Source organism: Pseudomonas sp. HS6, assembly GCF_023375815.1.
Taxonomy (GTDB): domain Bacteria; phylum Pseudomonadota; class Gammaproteobacteria; order Pseudomonadales; family Pseudomonadaceae; genus Aquipseudomonas.
Map to the genome: position 1 here is coordinate 5,697,066 of NZ_CP067412.1, position 15,337 is coordinate 5,712,402.

Genomic DNA, 15,337 nt, shown 5'->3' on the forward strand with positions numbered 1-15,337 from the left:
GAGCCTTGCGGCTCCCGCTGCGGCTTACCAGGTTTGGGTGGCCTTGAACTTCTCGATACCGGCTTTCATGCCAGCGTCGATTTCGTCATTGAAGTCACCCTTCACGTTGATCTTCGCCATCAAATCGGCGTGATCGCGGTTGAAGAAAGCAATCAGCGCTTGTTCGAAGCTGCCGATCTTGGCGATTTCAACGTCAGTCAGGAACCCACGCTCAGCGGCATACAGCGACAGCGCCATGTCAGCGATCGACATTGGTGCGTATTGCTTCTGCTTCATCAGCTCGGTAACGCGCTGACCATGCTCAAGTTGCTTACGGGTCGCTTCGTCCAGGTCAGAAGCGAACTGGGCGAATGCCGCCAGTTCACGGTACTGAGCCAGAGCGGTACGGATACCACCGGACAGCTTCTTGATGATCTTGGTCTGAGCGGCACCACCCACACGGGATACCGAAACACCGGCGTTCACTGCAGGGCGGATGCCCGAGTTGAACATGGCCGATTCCAGGAAGATCTGACCGTCGGTGATGGAAATCACGTTGGTCGGAACGAACGCGGAAACGTCGCCAGCCTGGGTTTCGATGATCGGCAGTGCGGTCAGGGAACCGGTTTTGCCGGTCACTGCGCCGTTGGTGAACTTCTCTACGTACTCTTCCGAAACGCGGGATGCGCGCTCCAGCAGACGGGAGTGGAGATAGAACACGTCGCCTGGGTAAGCTTCACGGCCTGGTGGACGGCGCAGCAGCAGGGAAATCTGGCGGTAAGCCACTGCTTGCTTGGACAGATCGTCATAAACGATCAGCGCGTCTTCACCGCGGTCGCGGAAGAATTCACCCATGGTGCAACCGGAGTACGGAGCCAGGAATTGCAGCGCAGGAGATTCCGAAGCACTGGCAGCCACGATGATCGTGTTGGCCAGAGCGCCGTTTTCTTCCAGCTTGCGAACCACGTTGGCGATGGTCGATTGTTTCTGACCGATTGCAACGTAGACGCAGAAAATGCCGCTGTCTTTCTGGTTGATGATCGCGTCGATCGCCAGAGCGGTCTTACCGATCTGACGGTCACCGATGATCAGCTCACGCTGGCCACGGCCGACAGGGATCATGGCATCGACAGCCTTGTAGCCAGTCTGTACAGGCTGGTCTACCGACTTACGCCAGATCACGCCCGGAGCAACTTTCTCGACCGCGTCGGTCAAGGTGTTGTTCAGTGGACCTTTGCCGTCAACCGGGTTACCCAGTGCGTCGACAACGCGACCCAGCAGTTCCTTACCAACCGGAACTTCGAGGATGCGGCCGGTGCACTTGGCGCTCATGCCTTCAGCCAGAGACTGGTAGGAGCCCAATACAACAGCACCTACGGAGTCTTGCTCCAGGTTGAGGGCCATACCGTAGACGCCGCCCGGAAACTCGATCATCTCGCCGTACATGACGTCGGCCAGACCGTGAATCCGCACGATACCGTCAGATACGCTGACGACAGTGCCTTCGTTACGGGCTTGGGAGGTCACATCGAGCTTGTCGATGCGGCCCTTGATAATTTCACTTATTTCGGAAGGATTGAGTTGCTGCATTGCTCTGCTGCCCCTTCAAACTCAAGATTTCAATGCTTCGGCAAGTTTCGCGATTTTGCCGCGAATCGAGCCATCGATAACCAGGTCGCCGGCGCGGATAACGACACCACCTATAAGGGCAGCATCCTCCGCAACTTGCAGGCGCACTTCCCGGTTGAGTCGTGCACTGAGAACCTTGGCGAGTTTGTCTTGCTGTTCTTGGTTCAATGCAAAAGCACTGGTCACTTCAACGTCTACCGATTTCTCTTGTTCGGCCTTGTACAGGTCGAAAAGAGCGGCAATCTCCGGCAGAAGCGGGAGACGGTCGTTTTCGGCAACGACATTGATGAAGTTCTGTGCCTTGGCATCAAACTTGTCGCCGCACACGTCAATGAACGTGGCGGCCTTTTCTGCGCTCGTCAGTCGCGGGGCCTTGAGCACGCGCTGCATGGTGTCGTCTTGCGACACCGCTGCAGCCAGGCCGAGCATGGCTGACCAATTGGCCAGTTGCTGGTGGGCCTGAGCGTGCTCGAAGGCCGCCTTAGCGTAAGGTCGGGCCAACGTGGTCAGTTCTGCCATGATCGCCCTCGCTTAGATTTCAGCAGCCAGTTGGTTAACCAGCTCTGCGTGCGCGTTTTGATCGATTGTGGCACCCAGGATCTTCTCGGCGCCGCCGACAGCCAGCAAGCCCACTTGGGCGCGCAGCTTGTCTTTGACACTGTTCAGTTCCTGTTCGATCTCGGCTTGAGCCTGAACCTTCACACGGTCAGCGTCGACGCGGGCCTTTTCAACGGCCTCTTCGACAATCTGGTTACCGCGTTTCTTGGCTTGCTCGATGATTTCAGCTGCCTGAGCTTTCGCTTCGCGCAGTTGCTGACCCGCTTTTTCTTGGGCCAACTCCAGGTCGCGAGCTGCACGGCTGGCAGCGTCCAGACCATCAGCGATCTTCTTTTGACGTTCGTGCAGAGCAGCGATGACCGGAGGCCATACATACTTCATGCAGAACAGTACAAAAATCAGGAACGCAACGGACTGGCCAATCAGGGTCGCATTAATGTTCACGCCAACACCTCGCAGTTACGTTGTCCATCACACCAAATCACTCGGAAAATCCGAATGATTAGCCAGCGATTTGACCAACGAACGGGTTCGCAAAGGTGAAGAACAGAGCGATACCAACACCGATCATGGTTACGGCGTCGAGCAGACCGGCAACGATGAACATTTTAACTTGCAGCATTGGAACCATTTCTGGCTGACGCGCTGCGCCTTCCAGGAACTTGCCGCCCAGCAGGCCGAAACCAATTGCGGTACCCAGTGCGCCCAGGCCGATCAACAGTGCAACAGCGATAGCGGTTAGACCAACTACAGTTTCCATCTTTCCTCCCGACTTTTACGTCGTATGGTTTAGGTTTTTTAGATTAAAGCGGTAAAACAAATCGTTTCATGGTGCCCCGTGAGGAGCCCCTTCCCGTTTTACCGGGAAGGACATCAGACTAGTCGAGACTGGTCTTAATGGTTTTCTTCGTGCGCCATCGACAGGTAAACGATGGTCAGCATCATGAAGATGAACGCCTGCAGGGTGATGATCAGGATGTGGAACACAGCCCACGCCCACTGCAGGACAACGCCCAGGCCGCTCAGCCAGAGCAGGCCGCTGCCGAACATCACAGCGATCAGGATGAACACCAGCTCGCCGGCATACATGTTGCCGAACAGACGCAGAGCCAGAGAGATCGGTTTGGCGATCAGGGTCACGAATTCCAACAGGAAGTTCACCGGGATCAGCAGAGCCTGAACAAAAATGTTCTTGCTACCGAACGGGTGCAGGGTCAGCTCGCCGATGAAGCCGCCGAAGCCCTTGACCTTGATGCTATAGAAAATGATCAGTGCGAAAACCGAGAACGCCATGCCCAGGGTCGCGTTCGGGTCGGTAGTCGACACGGCGCGGAACGGGATGTGGTGGTCGCCGGTGATCAGGATGGCCAGCTGAGGAATCCAGTCGACCGGTACCAGGTCGACGGCGTTCATCAGGAACACCCAGACGAAGATGGTCAGTGCCAGCGGTGCAATCACCGGGCTACGGCCATGGAAGCTGTCTTTCACGCTGCCATCGACGAATTCGACCAGCACTTCAACGAAGTTCTGCAGTGCACCTGGCTGACCGGAAGTCGCCTTCTTGGCCGCCATGCGGAAAAGAAGAACGAAAATCAGACCCAGCGCGACCGACCAGCCGAGGGTATCGACGTGGAAAGCCCAGAAGCCCATTTCCTTGGCTTCTGCTGCGGTGTGGGCAAAGCCCCAGCCGCCGTTGGGTAGCTGACCGAAGGTCAGGTTCTGCAAGTGGTGCTGGATATAGCCCGAAGCGGTTGTTTCTGCCATGGTTGCCTCAAACGCCCTAAGGTCTCGAAAGTCTTGTTCTCATCAGCAGGGGAGCGAACCAGCTGACCGACTGAGTCAGCACGAAGGCACCGAATACAGCAATCGGCGCCAATGGCTTCACACCTGCAAACACCAGTGCAAACAGCACTGCCGTCAAAATCAATTTGCCTGCCTCGCCGGCGTAGAACGACCGGACGATGGACTGGGCTGCTCGGGCGCCGGAAAACCGAAATGCCTTGTGAGCGAAATAAACATTGGGCAGCAAGGCTATCAGGCCTCCGCAAAGTCCCGAGTATCCGGCAACGACTCCGTGCCATTGCCAGAGCGCCAAAGCGGCAATCAGCAAAACGACAAATTGAGCCATTAACACCGGAAAAACCGCCAGGCGATGGAACGGCAGGCGGTTTGGCTTGCGGGTTTCCATCACGATTGCTCTCCAATGGTCGGCTGCCGAAATTCAATAACTTGGCATAATTTGTGCCGACAAAATGCGCGCAGAGTATAGGGGCGGTTCTGCCCCTATTCAACTGTCAGGTAGTGATTTCCGACTGCGCGCTACAAGAGGAATTGTTTCAGCGGATGTGTGCGAGCACACCCTGGAGCTCATCGAGGGAGTTGTAACCGATCACCAACTGACCCTTTCCCTTCTTCCCGTGGCGAATCTGCACCGCAGAGCCTAGGCGCTCAGCCAGACGCTGCTCGAGGCGAGCGATATCCGGGTCGGGTTTGGAGGGTTCGACAGGCTCGGGTTTGCCACTCAACCACTGACGAACCAGTGCTTCAGTCTGGCGCACGGTAAGACCGCGTGCGACAACATGTCGCGCCCCTTCCACCTGCTGATTGTCCGGCAGACCGAGCAATGCACGGGCATGGCCCATTTCCAGGTCGCCGTGGGACAGCATGGTCTTGATGACTTCCGGCAGCGCAATCAGGCGCAACAGGTTGGCCACGGTGACGCGGGACTTACCCACAGCCTCGGCCACCTGTTGCTGGGTGAGCTGGAATTCCTGCTGCAAACGCTGCAGGGCCACCGCCTCTTCGATCGGATTCAGGTCTTCGCGCTGGATGTTCTCGATCAGCGCAATCGCGATCGCGGTTTCATCCGGCACATCACGGACCATGGCCGGGATGGTTTCCTGCCCGGCCTGCTGGCTTGCACGCCAGCGACGCTCACCGGCGATGATTTCAAAGCGGCCACCACCAATCGGGCGAACCACAATCGGCTGCATTACGCCCTGGGCCTTGATCGACTGCGCCAGCTCTTCCAGCGCCTGCGGATCCATGTCCCGGCGTGGCTGATACTTGCCGCGTTGCAGCAGGTCCAATGGAAGGTGCTGCAACTCACGGCTGTCTGCCTGCGCCGCTTGTTCTTCCAGCGAGCTGACAGTCGGACCGCTCAGCAGTGCATCCAGTCCTCGTCCGAGACCTCGTTTCTTGACGGCCATGGGGATTCCTTAAGTTGGCTGAGCAGCGGCGATGCGTGAATTTTTGCGCTGACGGCGAACCATCTCGCCTGCCAGGGCCAGATAGGCCAGCGCGCCACGCGATTGCTTGTCGTAAGCCAGCGCCGGCATGCCGTAGCTCGGGGCTTCGGCCAGGCGGATGTTGCGCGGGATCACCGTGTCGTACAGCTGATCACCAAAGTGTTCCTTGAGCTGCGCCGATACATCGTTCATCAGGCTCAGGCGCGGGTCGTACATGGTCCGCAGCAGGCCCTCGACTTTCAGGTTCGGGTTCAGCAGTTCGGCGATGCGCTTGATGTTATCCACAAGGTCGCTCAAACCTTCGAGCGCAAAGTACTCGCACTGCATGGGGATAATCACCCCGTCAGCGGCGACCAGTGCGTTCAACGTGAGCATCGACAGCGACGGCGGGCAGTCGATCAGAATGTAATCGTAGTTTTCACGGATCGGCGCCAGCGCGCTGCGCAGACGGCTTTCCTTCATCTGCATTTCCAGCAGCACCACTTCGGCCGCCGTCAGGTCGCGGTTGGCCGGCAGCAGTTGATAACCGCCGTGTTCGGAGTAGTGCATGGCCTGGGCCAGATCGCATTCGCCGATCAGCAGGTCGTAGACCGAGTTTTCCAGGCCATGTTTATCCACACCGCTACCCATGGTGGCGTTGCCCTGTGGATCGAGATCGATCAACAGCACCCGGCGCTTGGTCGCGACCAGGGATGCTGCGAGGTTGATGCAGGTGGTGGTCTTGCCCACACCACCCTTTTGGTTCGCTATCGCGAATACCTTAGCCATTCTTGCTTGTGTTCCCAATCATGCCGTGCGGCGCAGTATCAGCAGATGGCGTTGGCCTTGGCAACCGGGTACGGCCAGGGCGTGTTCGCTATCGAGTTTGAAGTCTGCCGGCAATGCTACCAGCTCATCGGCCGGATGGACGCCCTTCATTGCCAGCCAGCGTGTATCGGCGTCGCCGAGATGGCGAGTCCAGTTGGTGAAGTTCTCCATGCTGCTGAATGCCCGGGAAATAATCCCGTTGAACGGCTGCGCAGGCTGGAACGCTTCGACGCGACTGTGGATAACTTGCAGGTTATCCAGTTTGAGTTCGAGTTTGACCTGGGTCAGGAAGCGGGTTTTCTTGCCGTTGCTGTCCAGGCAGGTCACTTGCGAGTCCGGATACAGGATTGCCAAAGGGATCCCCGGCATGCCGCCGCCGCTGCCGACATCCAGCCAGCGGCCATTTTCGATGAACGACATCACGCTGAGGCTATCGAGCAAGTGACGGGAAACCATTTCATCCGGATCGCGCACGGCGGTCAGGTTGTAGGCCTGGTTCCATTTGATCAACAGGGCCAGATAACCCAGCAGCAATTCGTGCTGGGCTTCGCTCAGATTGACACCGAGCTCGCGGGCTCCTGTGGATAACTCTTCGGCGTGTTGCGAAGTGACCTTAGAACTCAAGCGCTTTGCTCCAACTGACGGCCCGCGCCGCGTTTTTTCAAATGGATCATCAACAGCGAAATTGCTGCCGGGGTCACACCCGGGATCCGCGAAGCCTGGCCCAGCGTCTCGGGACGAGTCGCGCCAAGCTTGCTCTGGATCTCCTTGGAGAGACCGGAAATGTTGGTGTAATCGATATCCACAGGCAGTTTCGTGTCTTCGCTTGCACGCAGACGGGCGATTTCGTCCTGTTGACGGTCGATGTAACCGGCGTATTTGGTCTTGATCTCGACCTGTTCGGCAACCTGTGGATCTTCGGCGCCTTGCCCGGTCACTTCGACCAGACCAGCGTAGTCGATTTCCGGACGGCTCAAGAGGTTGAGCAAGTTGTATTCGTGAGTCAGCGGTGTGCCGAATTTTTCGGCGATCGCATCGCCCTGCTGGGTGCCCGGGCGAACCCAGGTGCTTTTCAGGCGTTGCTCTTCGAGATCGATGCTTTCGCGTTTCTTGCAGAAGGCCGCCCAGCGCGCGTCATCGACCAGACCCAGTTCGCGACCTTTTTCGGTCAGACGCAGGTCGGCATTGTCCTCACGCAGGATCAGGCGGTACTCGGCACGGGAAGTGAACATGCGGTACGGCTCTTGGGTACCGAGGGTGATCAGGTCATCGACCAGTACTCCGATGTAGGCCTCATCGCGACGCGGGCACCAGGCTTCTTTGCCTTTCGCACGCAGCGCGGCGTTCGCGCCAGCCAGCAAACCCTGGGCGCCGGCTTCTTCGTAACCGGTGGTGCCGTTGATCTGGCCAGCGAAGAACAGACCGCCGATGACTTTGGTTTCCAGGCTGTACTTCAGGTCGCGCGGATCGAAGTAGTCGTACTCGATCGCATAACCCGGACGCACGATGTGTGCGTTTTCCATGCCGCGGATCGATTGCACGATCTGCAATTGCACGTCGAACGGCAGGCTTGTGGATATCCCGTTCGGATACAGCTCATGGGTGGTCAGACCTTCCGGTTCGATGAACACCTGATGGCTTTCCTTGTCGGCAAAGCGGTGGATCTTGTCTTCAATCGACGGGCAATAACGCGGGCCGATGCCTTCGATCTCGCCTGCAGCGGAATACATCGGCGAACGGTCGAGGTTCGCGGCGATGATTTCGTGGGTACGAGCGTTGGTGTGGGTAATCCAGCAACTGACTTGCCGTGGATGCTGTTCCTTGTTGCCCATGAACGACATCACCGGGATCGGCGTATCACCCGGTTGTTCGGTCATTACCGAGAAATCCACAGACTTGCCGTCGATACGCGGTGGCGTACCGGTTTTCAGGCGACCTACACGCAGCGGCAGTTCACGCAGACGGTGCGCCAGGGCGATCGACGGCGGATCACCGGCGCGACCGCCGGAAAAATTCTGCAAACCGATGTGGATAAGTCCGCCGAGGAACGTACCGGTGGTCAACACCACGGAATCGGCGAAGAAACGCAGACCCATTTGCGTGATAACACCGCGTACTTGTTCCTGCTCGACGATCAGGTCGTCAGCAGCTTGTTGAAATATCCACAGGTTCGGCTGGTTTTCCAGAATTTCGCGGACAGCGGCTTTGTACAGAATCCGGTCGGCTTGCGCACGGGTCGCCCGTACGGCCGGGCCTTTGCGGCTGTTCAACACGCGAAACTGGATGCCACCCAGATCGGTAGCAATGGCCATCGCGCCGCCGAGGGCGTCGATTTCCTTGACCAGATGGCTTTTGCCGATGCCGCCGATGGCCGGGTTGCAACTCATGGCACCGAGGGTTTCCACGTTATGCGTCAGCAGAAGGGTTTTTGCACCCATGCGTGCTGAGGCCAGTGCTGCCTCGGTACCGGCATGACCGCCGCCGATGACGATCACTTCAAAACGGGAAGGGAAATCCACCACGCACCTCGTGCCTGCTTAAGTAGGTAATTCAGGAATAGTTTGAGATCAGGTTTCTGGACCTGGTCGACAAGTATAGGGACTTCGCCCCTCCTAAAGAACCCTTTGCACAAAAATTAACCAGCTGTGGAGAACTCGCGGTTAAAAGAATAAAAAAGAGAGAAATTTATAAAACCTTTGTTTTAAAGCTTATTCTTACTGGCCAACATTTCTGTGGATAGATTGCTACAGGCCTTAATATTCAATATGTACAGAGATTCAAAACCCTGTGCCCATGTGGCCATGAGGCCCTTGGATAACCGGTGTAAGCCTGTGGATGAATGAGGTGGTTATCCACAGAGGCAGTTATGTTCAGTTTTCAGGCCCTGTTATCAACTGCCCTCAGCGGCAGTTATTCACAGGGCTTAATCCACAGAAATCGGACGAATGAAGGAACTGCGGACACGGAAAATCCGCTCAGGAACAGAAAATCTGTCCGGCACTGGAGGAATGGAAGTCAAAGAGGAGAGACAGACAGGTCGCGAATGGACCTGTCTGTGGACAACGGAAAGGCTATTTACCGATACAGAAGCTGGAAAAGATCCGGCCCAGTAGATCATCGGAACTGAACGCCCCGGTAATTTCCCCGAGGGAATGCTGAGCCTGGCGCAGATCTTCTGCCAACAGCTCGCCGGCACCCGCCAGAGTCAGCTGTGCGCGACCGTGTTCAAGGGCCGCACTGGCATGACGCAAGGCTTCCAGGTGACGGCGGCGTGCGCTGAAGCTGCTTTCCGAGGTCTGCTCGTAACCCATGCAGGCCTTCAGGTGATCGCGCAGCAGGTCCAGACCGTCACCGGCGGACTTGGCGCTCAGGCTGATGGTCACGTGGCCATCGTCACTGACTTCCAGCGCAATGTTCTCTCCGGTGAGATCAGCCTTGTTGCGAATCAGGGTGACCTTCGCCGGATCTGGTCGGGTTTCAAGGAATTCCGGCCACAAAGCGAACGGGTCGGCAGCTTCCGGAGCCGTAGCATCGACCACCAACAACACTCGATCGGCCTCGCCAATGGCCTTCAACGCTCGCTCGACACCGATCTTTTCCACATGATCGTCGGTGTCGCGCAAACCTGCGGTGTCCACGACATGCAACGGCATACCATCAATGTGGATATGTTCGCGCAGGATATCCCGGGTCGTGCCGGCGATTTCCGTCACAATCGCGGCTTCTCGACCGGCCAATGCGTTGAGCAGACTGGATTTGCCGGCATTCGGACGACCGGCAATCACCACGGTCATGCCGTCACGCAACAGCGCACCCTGACCGGCTTCACGCAATACGGTGGATAACTCGTCACGAACCTTGTCCAACATGCTCAGCACGTGGCCATCGGCGAGGAAGTCGATTTCTTCTTCCGGGAAGTCTATGGCTGCCTCAACGTAAATCCTCAACCCGATCAGCTGTTCAGTGAGGTTATGCACACGTTGGGAAAACGCACCCTGTAAGGAGCGCAAGGCATTGCGCGCAGCCTGTGCAGAACTGGCTTCAATCAGGTCGGCAATAGCCTCGGCCTGAGCCAGGTCGAGTTTGTCATTGAGGAATGCTCTTTCGCTGAACTCACCGGGACGGGCCAGACGGCAGCCCAGTTCCAGGCAACGCTTGAGTAACATGTCCAGGACGATCGGGCCGCCGTGGCCTTGCAGTTCCAGCACATCTTCGCCGGTGAACGAGTTCGGCCCGGGGAAATACAGCGCCAGACCTTCATCCAGCACCTGTTGATCGTCACTGAAGAACGGGCCGTAGTGGGCAAAACGCGGTTTCAGTTCGCGGCCGCTGATGGCTTTGGCCGCAACGCTGGCCAACGGCCCGGAAATTCGAACGATGCCCACGCCGCCACGGCCCTGGGCGGTAGCGACGGCTGCGATGGTTTCACGAGGTGCGCTCATAAACCGGTATCCAGACAAAAGTGGCAGATAGCAAAACGCCCCACTAGGGGGCGTTTTGAGTGGTGTTATCCACAGAGTAAGTTACGCCTCGGCTTTTTTCGTCGCCGCTTCGATCTTACGCGTGATGTACCACTGTTGAGCAATCGACAGGCAGTTGTTCACAACCCAGTACAGCACCAGACCAGCCGGGAACCACAGGAAGAAGAACGTGAAGATGATTGGCATCATTTTCATGACCTTGGCCTGCATCGGATCCGGAGGAGTCGGGTTCAGACGCTGCTGGATGAACATGGTCGCGCCCATGATGATCGGCAGGATGAAGAACGGATCCTTGATCGACAGGTCGGTAATCCACAGCATGAACGGCGCCTGGCGCATTTCAACGCTTTCCAGCAGAACCCAGTACAGCGAGAGGAAAACCGGCATCTGCACCAGGATCGGCAAGCAGCCACCCAGCGGATTGATCTTCTCTTTCTTGTACAGCTCCATCATGGCTTGCGACATTTTCTGCCGGTCATCGCCATGTTGCTCTTTCAGTGCAGCCAGTTTCGGAGCCACGGCGCGCATGCGGGCCATCGACTTGTAGCTGGCGGCCGACAGAGGGAAGAAAATCCCCTTGATCAGCATGGTCAGGAAGATGATCGACCAGCCCCAGTTGCCGACGATGGCGTGGATGTGTTGCAGCAGCCAGAAGATCGGCTGGGCAATGAACCACAGAATGCCGTAGTCAACGGTCAGTTCCAGACCTGGGGACAACTCTTTCAGCACAGCCTGGCTTTTCGGACCGGCATACAGAACAGCGCTGGTCTCGACTTTCGCACCCGGTGCAGCGGTCAACGAAGGACCGGTGTAACCGATGATGTAGTTGCCTTTGCTGTCCTTACGGGTCTGAACGACGTTGTTTTCGCCCTTCGGAGCAACCCATGCAGTCACGAAGTAGTGTTGCAGCCAGGCTACCCAACCACCGGTGACAGTTTCCTTGAGCTGACCTTTGTCCATGTCCTTCATGGACACTTTCTTGTACGGCTCGGAACTTGTCCACAGGGCGGCGCCCAGGTAAGTCGCGGTGCCAGTAGCTGTGGTCGACGAAGGGTCGGCGCTTGCATCGCGTTTCAGCTGGGCAAACATCGAACCGGACCAAGGCTGAGCGCTCTGGTTGTCGATCAGATAGGTGACGGTCACGTCATACAGCCCACGTTTCAAGGTGAAACGCTTGATGTAGTTGACGCCGTCCTTGCTGAACTTCAGGTCGACGACCAATTGGTCCTGACCGTCAGCCAGTTGATAAGTTTTCTTCTCCGAAGAGTAGATCGGGCGACCGGCCGGGCTGGCGTCCGGACCGTTGGTGCCGATCAGACCGCTTTGCGCCAGGTAAGTACGCTCGCCGCCGTTGTCGAACAACTGGAACGGAACGTCTGGACGATCCTGACGACGTGGATACAGAGGCAAGGTCAGTTGAGCAACATCGCCACCCTGTGGATCGATCGACAGATCGAGCACGTCGGTTTTGATCTTGATCAGATCCTTGCTGGCGGCAACTGGCGTTTCGACAGGTGCGCTGGTATCGCTTGCGGCGCGCGGAATATCGTCACTGGCGGCAGCGTTATTGCCAGTGGCGGTGTCCGGCAAACCGGATGTAGTCGTACTGGAAGCAACATTCTGAGTCGGCAGGGCAGCCTGACCATAGTCCTGGTTCCATTTAAGAACCATGACGTAGGACACGATTGCCAGGGCGACGATCAGGATCGTGCGTTTGATATCCATGATTACTCGGCCATCGAAGAAGAACGGGAGGTAGGGATAGGTGGAACCGGGTCATAACCACCGGGATTCCACGGATGACAGCGACCTAAACGACGAAAGGTCAGCCAGCCACCGCGCAGAAGGCCATGATTTTCGATGGCTTCATACGCGTAGCAAGAACAACTGGGGTAGAAACGACAGTGACTGGCCATCAGAGGACTAATGGCGTAGCGATAAAACTGGATCGGAACGAGTGCCAGTTTACGCATCTGGACTGTCTACCCCTACAGTTTCGGTTTTGACTGCTGGTACTGGCTTGTTGCGTGCCAGACGCTTCCAGAGTTTGCCGAAATGCTGAATCAATTCGGGGTTTTCTACGTCACCCAAACCTTTGCGCGCGACGATAACGATGTCCCAGCCGACCAGTGAATCCTGGTGCAGGCGAAACGATTCGCGCATCAGACGTTTGAGGCGATTGCGCTCAACGGAGAGCTTTACGCTCTTTTTCCCGATAACCAGCCCGAGACGGGGGTGATCGAGATCGTTGTTGCGCGCAAGGAGCAGGAGATTTTTCCCCGGAACCTTGCCGGTAGGGGAGTCAAAGACTGCCTTGAAATGCCGGGGAGTAAGCAGACGCTTTTCCCGACTGAAGTCCTGACTCACCTCCAGTACCGGATTATCAAACTGCCAGACGCGCACGACCTTTGGCGCGACGACGCGACAGGACTGCGCGGCCGTTCTTGGTAGCCATGCGAGCACGGAAACCGTGGGTACGAGCGCGTTTGATAGTGCTTGGTTGGAAAGTACGTTTCATGTCGTGTTACCTGGTTCGTCCACAACGGGCCGGAATGGCCCCCGTTTTAAGAGACCGGGGATTCTAGAGAAAGCAAGCCTTCAGGTCAATTTCCAACCAACGTTTCCTTATAAATAGATCTGCGGAGCTGTCGGACCTGAATTCCGCTCAGCTAGATATAAAAATAAAGAAGCGAAGTATTTAAAGCTTTTCTGTAAAGCTTATAAAAGCTAGGCCCGGCCTTGTCTGTGGATAACCCACTTGAGGCCATGTTTTATGCACTGTACAGAGAATGACAACTACAGTGGAAAACCGTGTTCAGCCTGTGCTGCGCTATCGGATAACCTGTGTGTGGAAAGGGTGTTTATCCACAGGCTGGTTATCCACCGGGTTCGACCCCCAGTTGTCCAGTGTGCTCAAACGGGGTTATCCACAGAGCTTATTCACATGCCGTTGGTCGATTTTTCACCGGTTAAGGCATTGATAAATCATGCCCATCGGACAACCTGCATGTGGATAAGTGGACGTCTGGCCGCTACAATGGCCGCTTGTTTTTGCCTCACCGGCTTTCAAATTAGGGGATTTCCGTGTCAGTGGAACTTTGGCAGCAGTGCGTGGAGCTTTTGCGCGAAGAGCTGCCAGCCCAACAATTCAACACCTGGATCCGTCCATTACAGGTCGAAGCCGAAGGCGACGAGTTGCGTGTCTACGCACCGAACCGTTTTGTTCTGGACTGGGTCAACGAAAAGTACCTGGGGCGCGTCCTTGAACTGCTGGATGAGCATGGCAACGGCCTGGCGCCGTCGCTCTCCTTATTAATAGGCAGCAAGCGCAGTTCTGCGCCGCGTGCTGCACCGAACGCGCCGCTGGCCGCTGCCGCTGCATCGCTGGCTCAAGCCAGTTCCGCGCCCGTCAGTGCTCCGGCACCCGCACCGGCTCCAACCCCGGCCAAGCGCGCGACGCAAAAATCCGAGGAAGTCAGCGAAGAGCCGTCCCGTGACAGCTTCGACCCGATGGCAGGTGCCGCCTCCCAGCAAGCGCCGGTGCGTGCCGAACAGCGCACGGTGCAGGTCGAAGGCGCGCTCAAGCACACCAGCTACCTGAATCGCACCTTTACCTTCGAGAACTTCGTCGAAGGTAAGTCCAACCAGCTCGCCCGTGCGGCGGCCTGGCAAGTGGCGGATAACCCCAAGCACGGCTACAACCCGCTCTTCCTTTATGGTGGCGTGGGTCTGGGTAAGACGCACTTGATGCACGCGGTGGGTAACCACCTGTTAAAGAAGAACCCGAATGCCAAGGTTGTGTACCTGCATTCCGAGCGTTTCGTGGCCGACATGGTCAAGGCGCTACAACTGAACGCGATCAACGAGTTCAAGCGTTTCTACCGTTCGGTGGACGCCCTGCTGATCGACGACATTCAGTTCTTTGCCCGCAAGGAACGTTCCCAGGAAGAATTTTTCCACACCTTCAACGCCCTGCTTGAAGGTGGCCAGCAGGTCATTCTCACCAGTGACCGCTATCCGAAGGAAATTGAAGGCCTTGAAGAGCGCCTCAAATCCCGCTTCGGCTGGGGCCTGACCGTTGCCGTCGAGCCACCCGAGCTGGAAACCCGTGTAGCCATCTTGATGAAGAAGGCCGACCAGGCCAAAGTCGAGTTGCCACACGATGCGGCGTTCTTCATTGCCCAGCGCATTCGCTCCAACGTCCGTGAGCTGGAAGGCGCGCTGAAACGCGTGATCGCCCACTCGCACTTCATGGGCCGCGACATCACCATCGAGTTGATTCGCGAGTCCCTGAAAGACCTGCTGGCGTTGCAGGACAAACTGGTCTCTGTGGATAACATTCAGCGCACCGTCGCTGAGTACTACAAGATCAAGATCTCCGACTTGCTGTCCAAGCGCCGTTCGCGCTCGGTCGCTCGCCCGCGTCAGGTCGCCATGGCACTGTCCAAGGAACTGACCAACCACAGCCTGCCGGAAATCGGCGATGTGTTTGGTGGTCGCGACCACACGACGGTGTTGCACGCCTGCCGCAAGATCAACGAACTTAAGGAATCCGACGCGGACATCCGCGAGGACTACAAGAACCTGCTGCGTACACTGACCACTTGATGAACACCAGCGCAGCTTATTAAGGCA

Annotated in this window: 16 protein-coding genes; 1 reads left to right on the forward strand and 15 read right to left on the reverse strand. The window is 57.0% G+C overall.

The window, feature by feature from the left end:
* Positions 1–24: 24 nt before the first annotated feature.
* The 15 genes from atpA to rpmH form a co-directional block, all read right to left on the reverse strand.
* The gene (gene atpA, locus JJN09_RS25885) at positions 25–1,569 is read right to left on the reverse strand and encodes a F0F1 ATP synthase subunit alpha (RefSeq protein ID WP_096822378.1); all 1,545 of its coding nucleotides are present in this window, start codon (positions 1,567–1,569) and stop codon (positions 25–27) included.
* A 21-nt stretch (positions 1,570–1,590) separates the two neighbouring features.
* A complete protein-coding gene (locus JJN09_RS25890) occupies positions 1,591–2,127 on the reverse strand; it encodes a F0F1 ATP synthase subunit delta (RefSeq protein WP_007911956.1) in 537 nt (178 codons plus the stop codon).
* Between the two features lie 12 nt (positions 2,128–2,139).
* Positions 2,140–2,610, reverse strand: coding sequence for a F0F1 ATP synthase subunit B (locus JJN09_RS25895; RefSeq protein WP_003229781.1), 471 nt, complete (start codon positions 2,608–2,610; stop codon positions 2,140–2,142).
* Positions 2,611–2,668: 58 nt separating this feature from the next.
* The gene (gene atpE, locus JJN09_RS25900; RefSeq protein ID WP_003097235.1) at positions 2,669–2,926 is read right to left on the reverse strand and encodes a F0F1 ATP synthase subunit C; all 258 of its coding nucleotides are present in this window, start codon (positions 2,924–2,926) and stop codon (positions 2,669–2,671) included.
* Positions 2,927–3,060: 134 nt separating this feature from the next.
* A complete protein-coding gene (gene atpB / locus JJN09_RS25905) occupies positions 3,061–3,930 on the reverse strand; it encodes a F0F1 ATP synthase subunit A (RefSeq protein WP_093429553.1) in 870 nt (289 codons plus the stop codon).
* 16 nt (positions 3,931–3,946) lie between these two features.
* The gene (locus JJN09_RS25910; RefSeq protein ID WP_186531261.1) at positions 3,947–4,354 is read right to left on the reverse strand and encodes a F0F1 ATP synthase subunit I; all 408 of its coding nucleotides are present in this window, start codon (positions 4,352–4,354) and stop codon (positions 3,947–3,949) included.
* A 148-nt stretch (positions 4,355–4,502) separates the two neighbouring features.
* Positions 4,503–5,375: a ParB/RepB/Spo0J family partition protein gene (locus tag JJN09_RS25915; RefSeq protein ID WP_064600630.1), complete on the reverse strand. Its 873-nt coding sequence runs from the start codon at positions 5,373–5,375 to the stop codon at positions 4,503–4,505.
* Positions 5,376–5,384: 9 nt separating this feature from the next.
* Complete coding sequence (locus JJN09_RS25920; protein ID WP_007954142.1) at positions 5,385–6,182, reverse strand: ParA family protein; 798 nt, start codon at positions 6,180–6,182, stop codon at positions 5,385–5,387.
* 18 nt (positions 6,183–6,200) lie between these two features.
* Positions 6,201–6,845: a 16S rRNA (guanine(527)-N(7))-methyltransferase RsmG gene (rsmG, locus tag JJN09_RS25925; protein WP_249484327.1), complete on the reverse strand. Its 645-nt coding sequence runs from the start codon at positions 6,843–6,845 to the stop codon at positions 6,201–6,203.
* On the reverse strand, positions 6,842–8,740 hold the full coding sequence (mnmG, locus tag JJN09_RS25930; RefSeq protein ID WP_249484328.1) for a tRNA uridine-5-carboxymethylaminomethyl(34) synthesis enzyme MnmG: 1,899 nt from the start codon (positions 8,738–8,740) through the stop codon (positions 6,842–6,844). The genes rsmG and mnmG overlap by 4 nt, the downstream gene beginning before the upstream one ends.
* 552 nt (positions 8,741–9,292) lie before the next feature.
* On the reverse strand, positions 9,293–10,663 hold the full coding sequence (gene mnmE / locus JJN09_RS25935; RefSeq protein ID WP_249484329.1) for a tRNA uridine-5-carboxymethylaminomethyl(34) synthesis GTPase MnmE: 1,371 nt from the start codon (positions 10,661–10,663) through the stop codon (positions 9,293–9,295).
* Between the two features lie 81 nt (positions 10,664–10,744).
* The gene (gene yidC / locus JJN09_RS25940; RefSeq protein WP_249484330.1) at positions 10,745–12,427 is read right to left on the reverse strand and encodes a membrane protein insertase YidC; all 1,683 of its coding nucleotides are present in this window, start codon (positions 12,425–12,427) and stop codon (positions 10,745–10,747) included.
* A 2-nt stretch (positions 12,428–12,429) separates the two neighbouring features.
* Entirely contained in the window at positions 12,430–12,675 is a 246-nt protein-coding gene (gene yidD / locus JJN09_RS25945) for a membrane protein insertion efficiency factor YidD (RefSeq protein ID WP_010465488.1), read from the reverse strand.
* Positions 12,668–13,069: a ribonuclease P protein component gene (rnpA, locus tag JJN09_RS25950; RefSeq protein ID WP_011336726.1), complete on the reverse strand. Its 402-nt coding sequence runs from the start codon at positions 13,067–13,069 to the stop codon at positions 12,668–12,670. The genes yidD and rnpA overlap by 8 nt, the downstream gene beginning before the upstream one ends.
* Before the next feature lie 16 nt (positions 13,070–13,085).
* Positions 13,086–13,220, reverse strand: coding sequence for a 50S ribosomal protein L34 (gene rpmH / locus JJN09_RS25955; RefSeq protein ID WP_003213577.1), 135 nt, complete (start codon positions 13,218–13,220; stop codon positions 13,086–13,088).
* Positions 13,221–13,786: 566 nt separating this feature from the next.
* Between rpmH and dnaA the strand changes: the two genes are divergently transcribed.
* The gene (gene dnaA / locus JJN09_RS25960) at positions 13,787–15,310 is read left to right on the forward strand and encodes a chromosomal replication initiator protein DnaA (protein ID WP_249484331.1); all 1,524 of its coding nucleotides are present in this window, start codon (positions 13,787–13,789) and stop codon (positions 15,308–15,310) included.
* Positions 15,311–15,337: the final 27 nt, after the last annotated feature.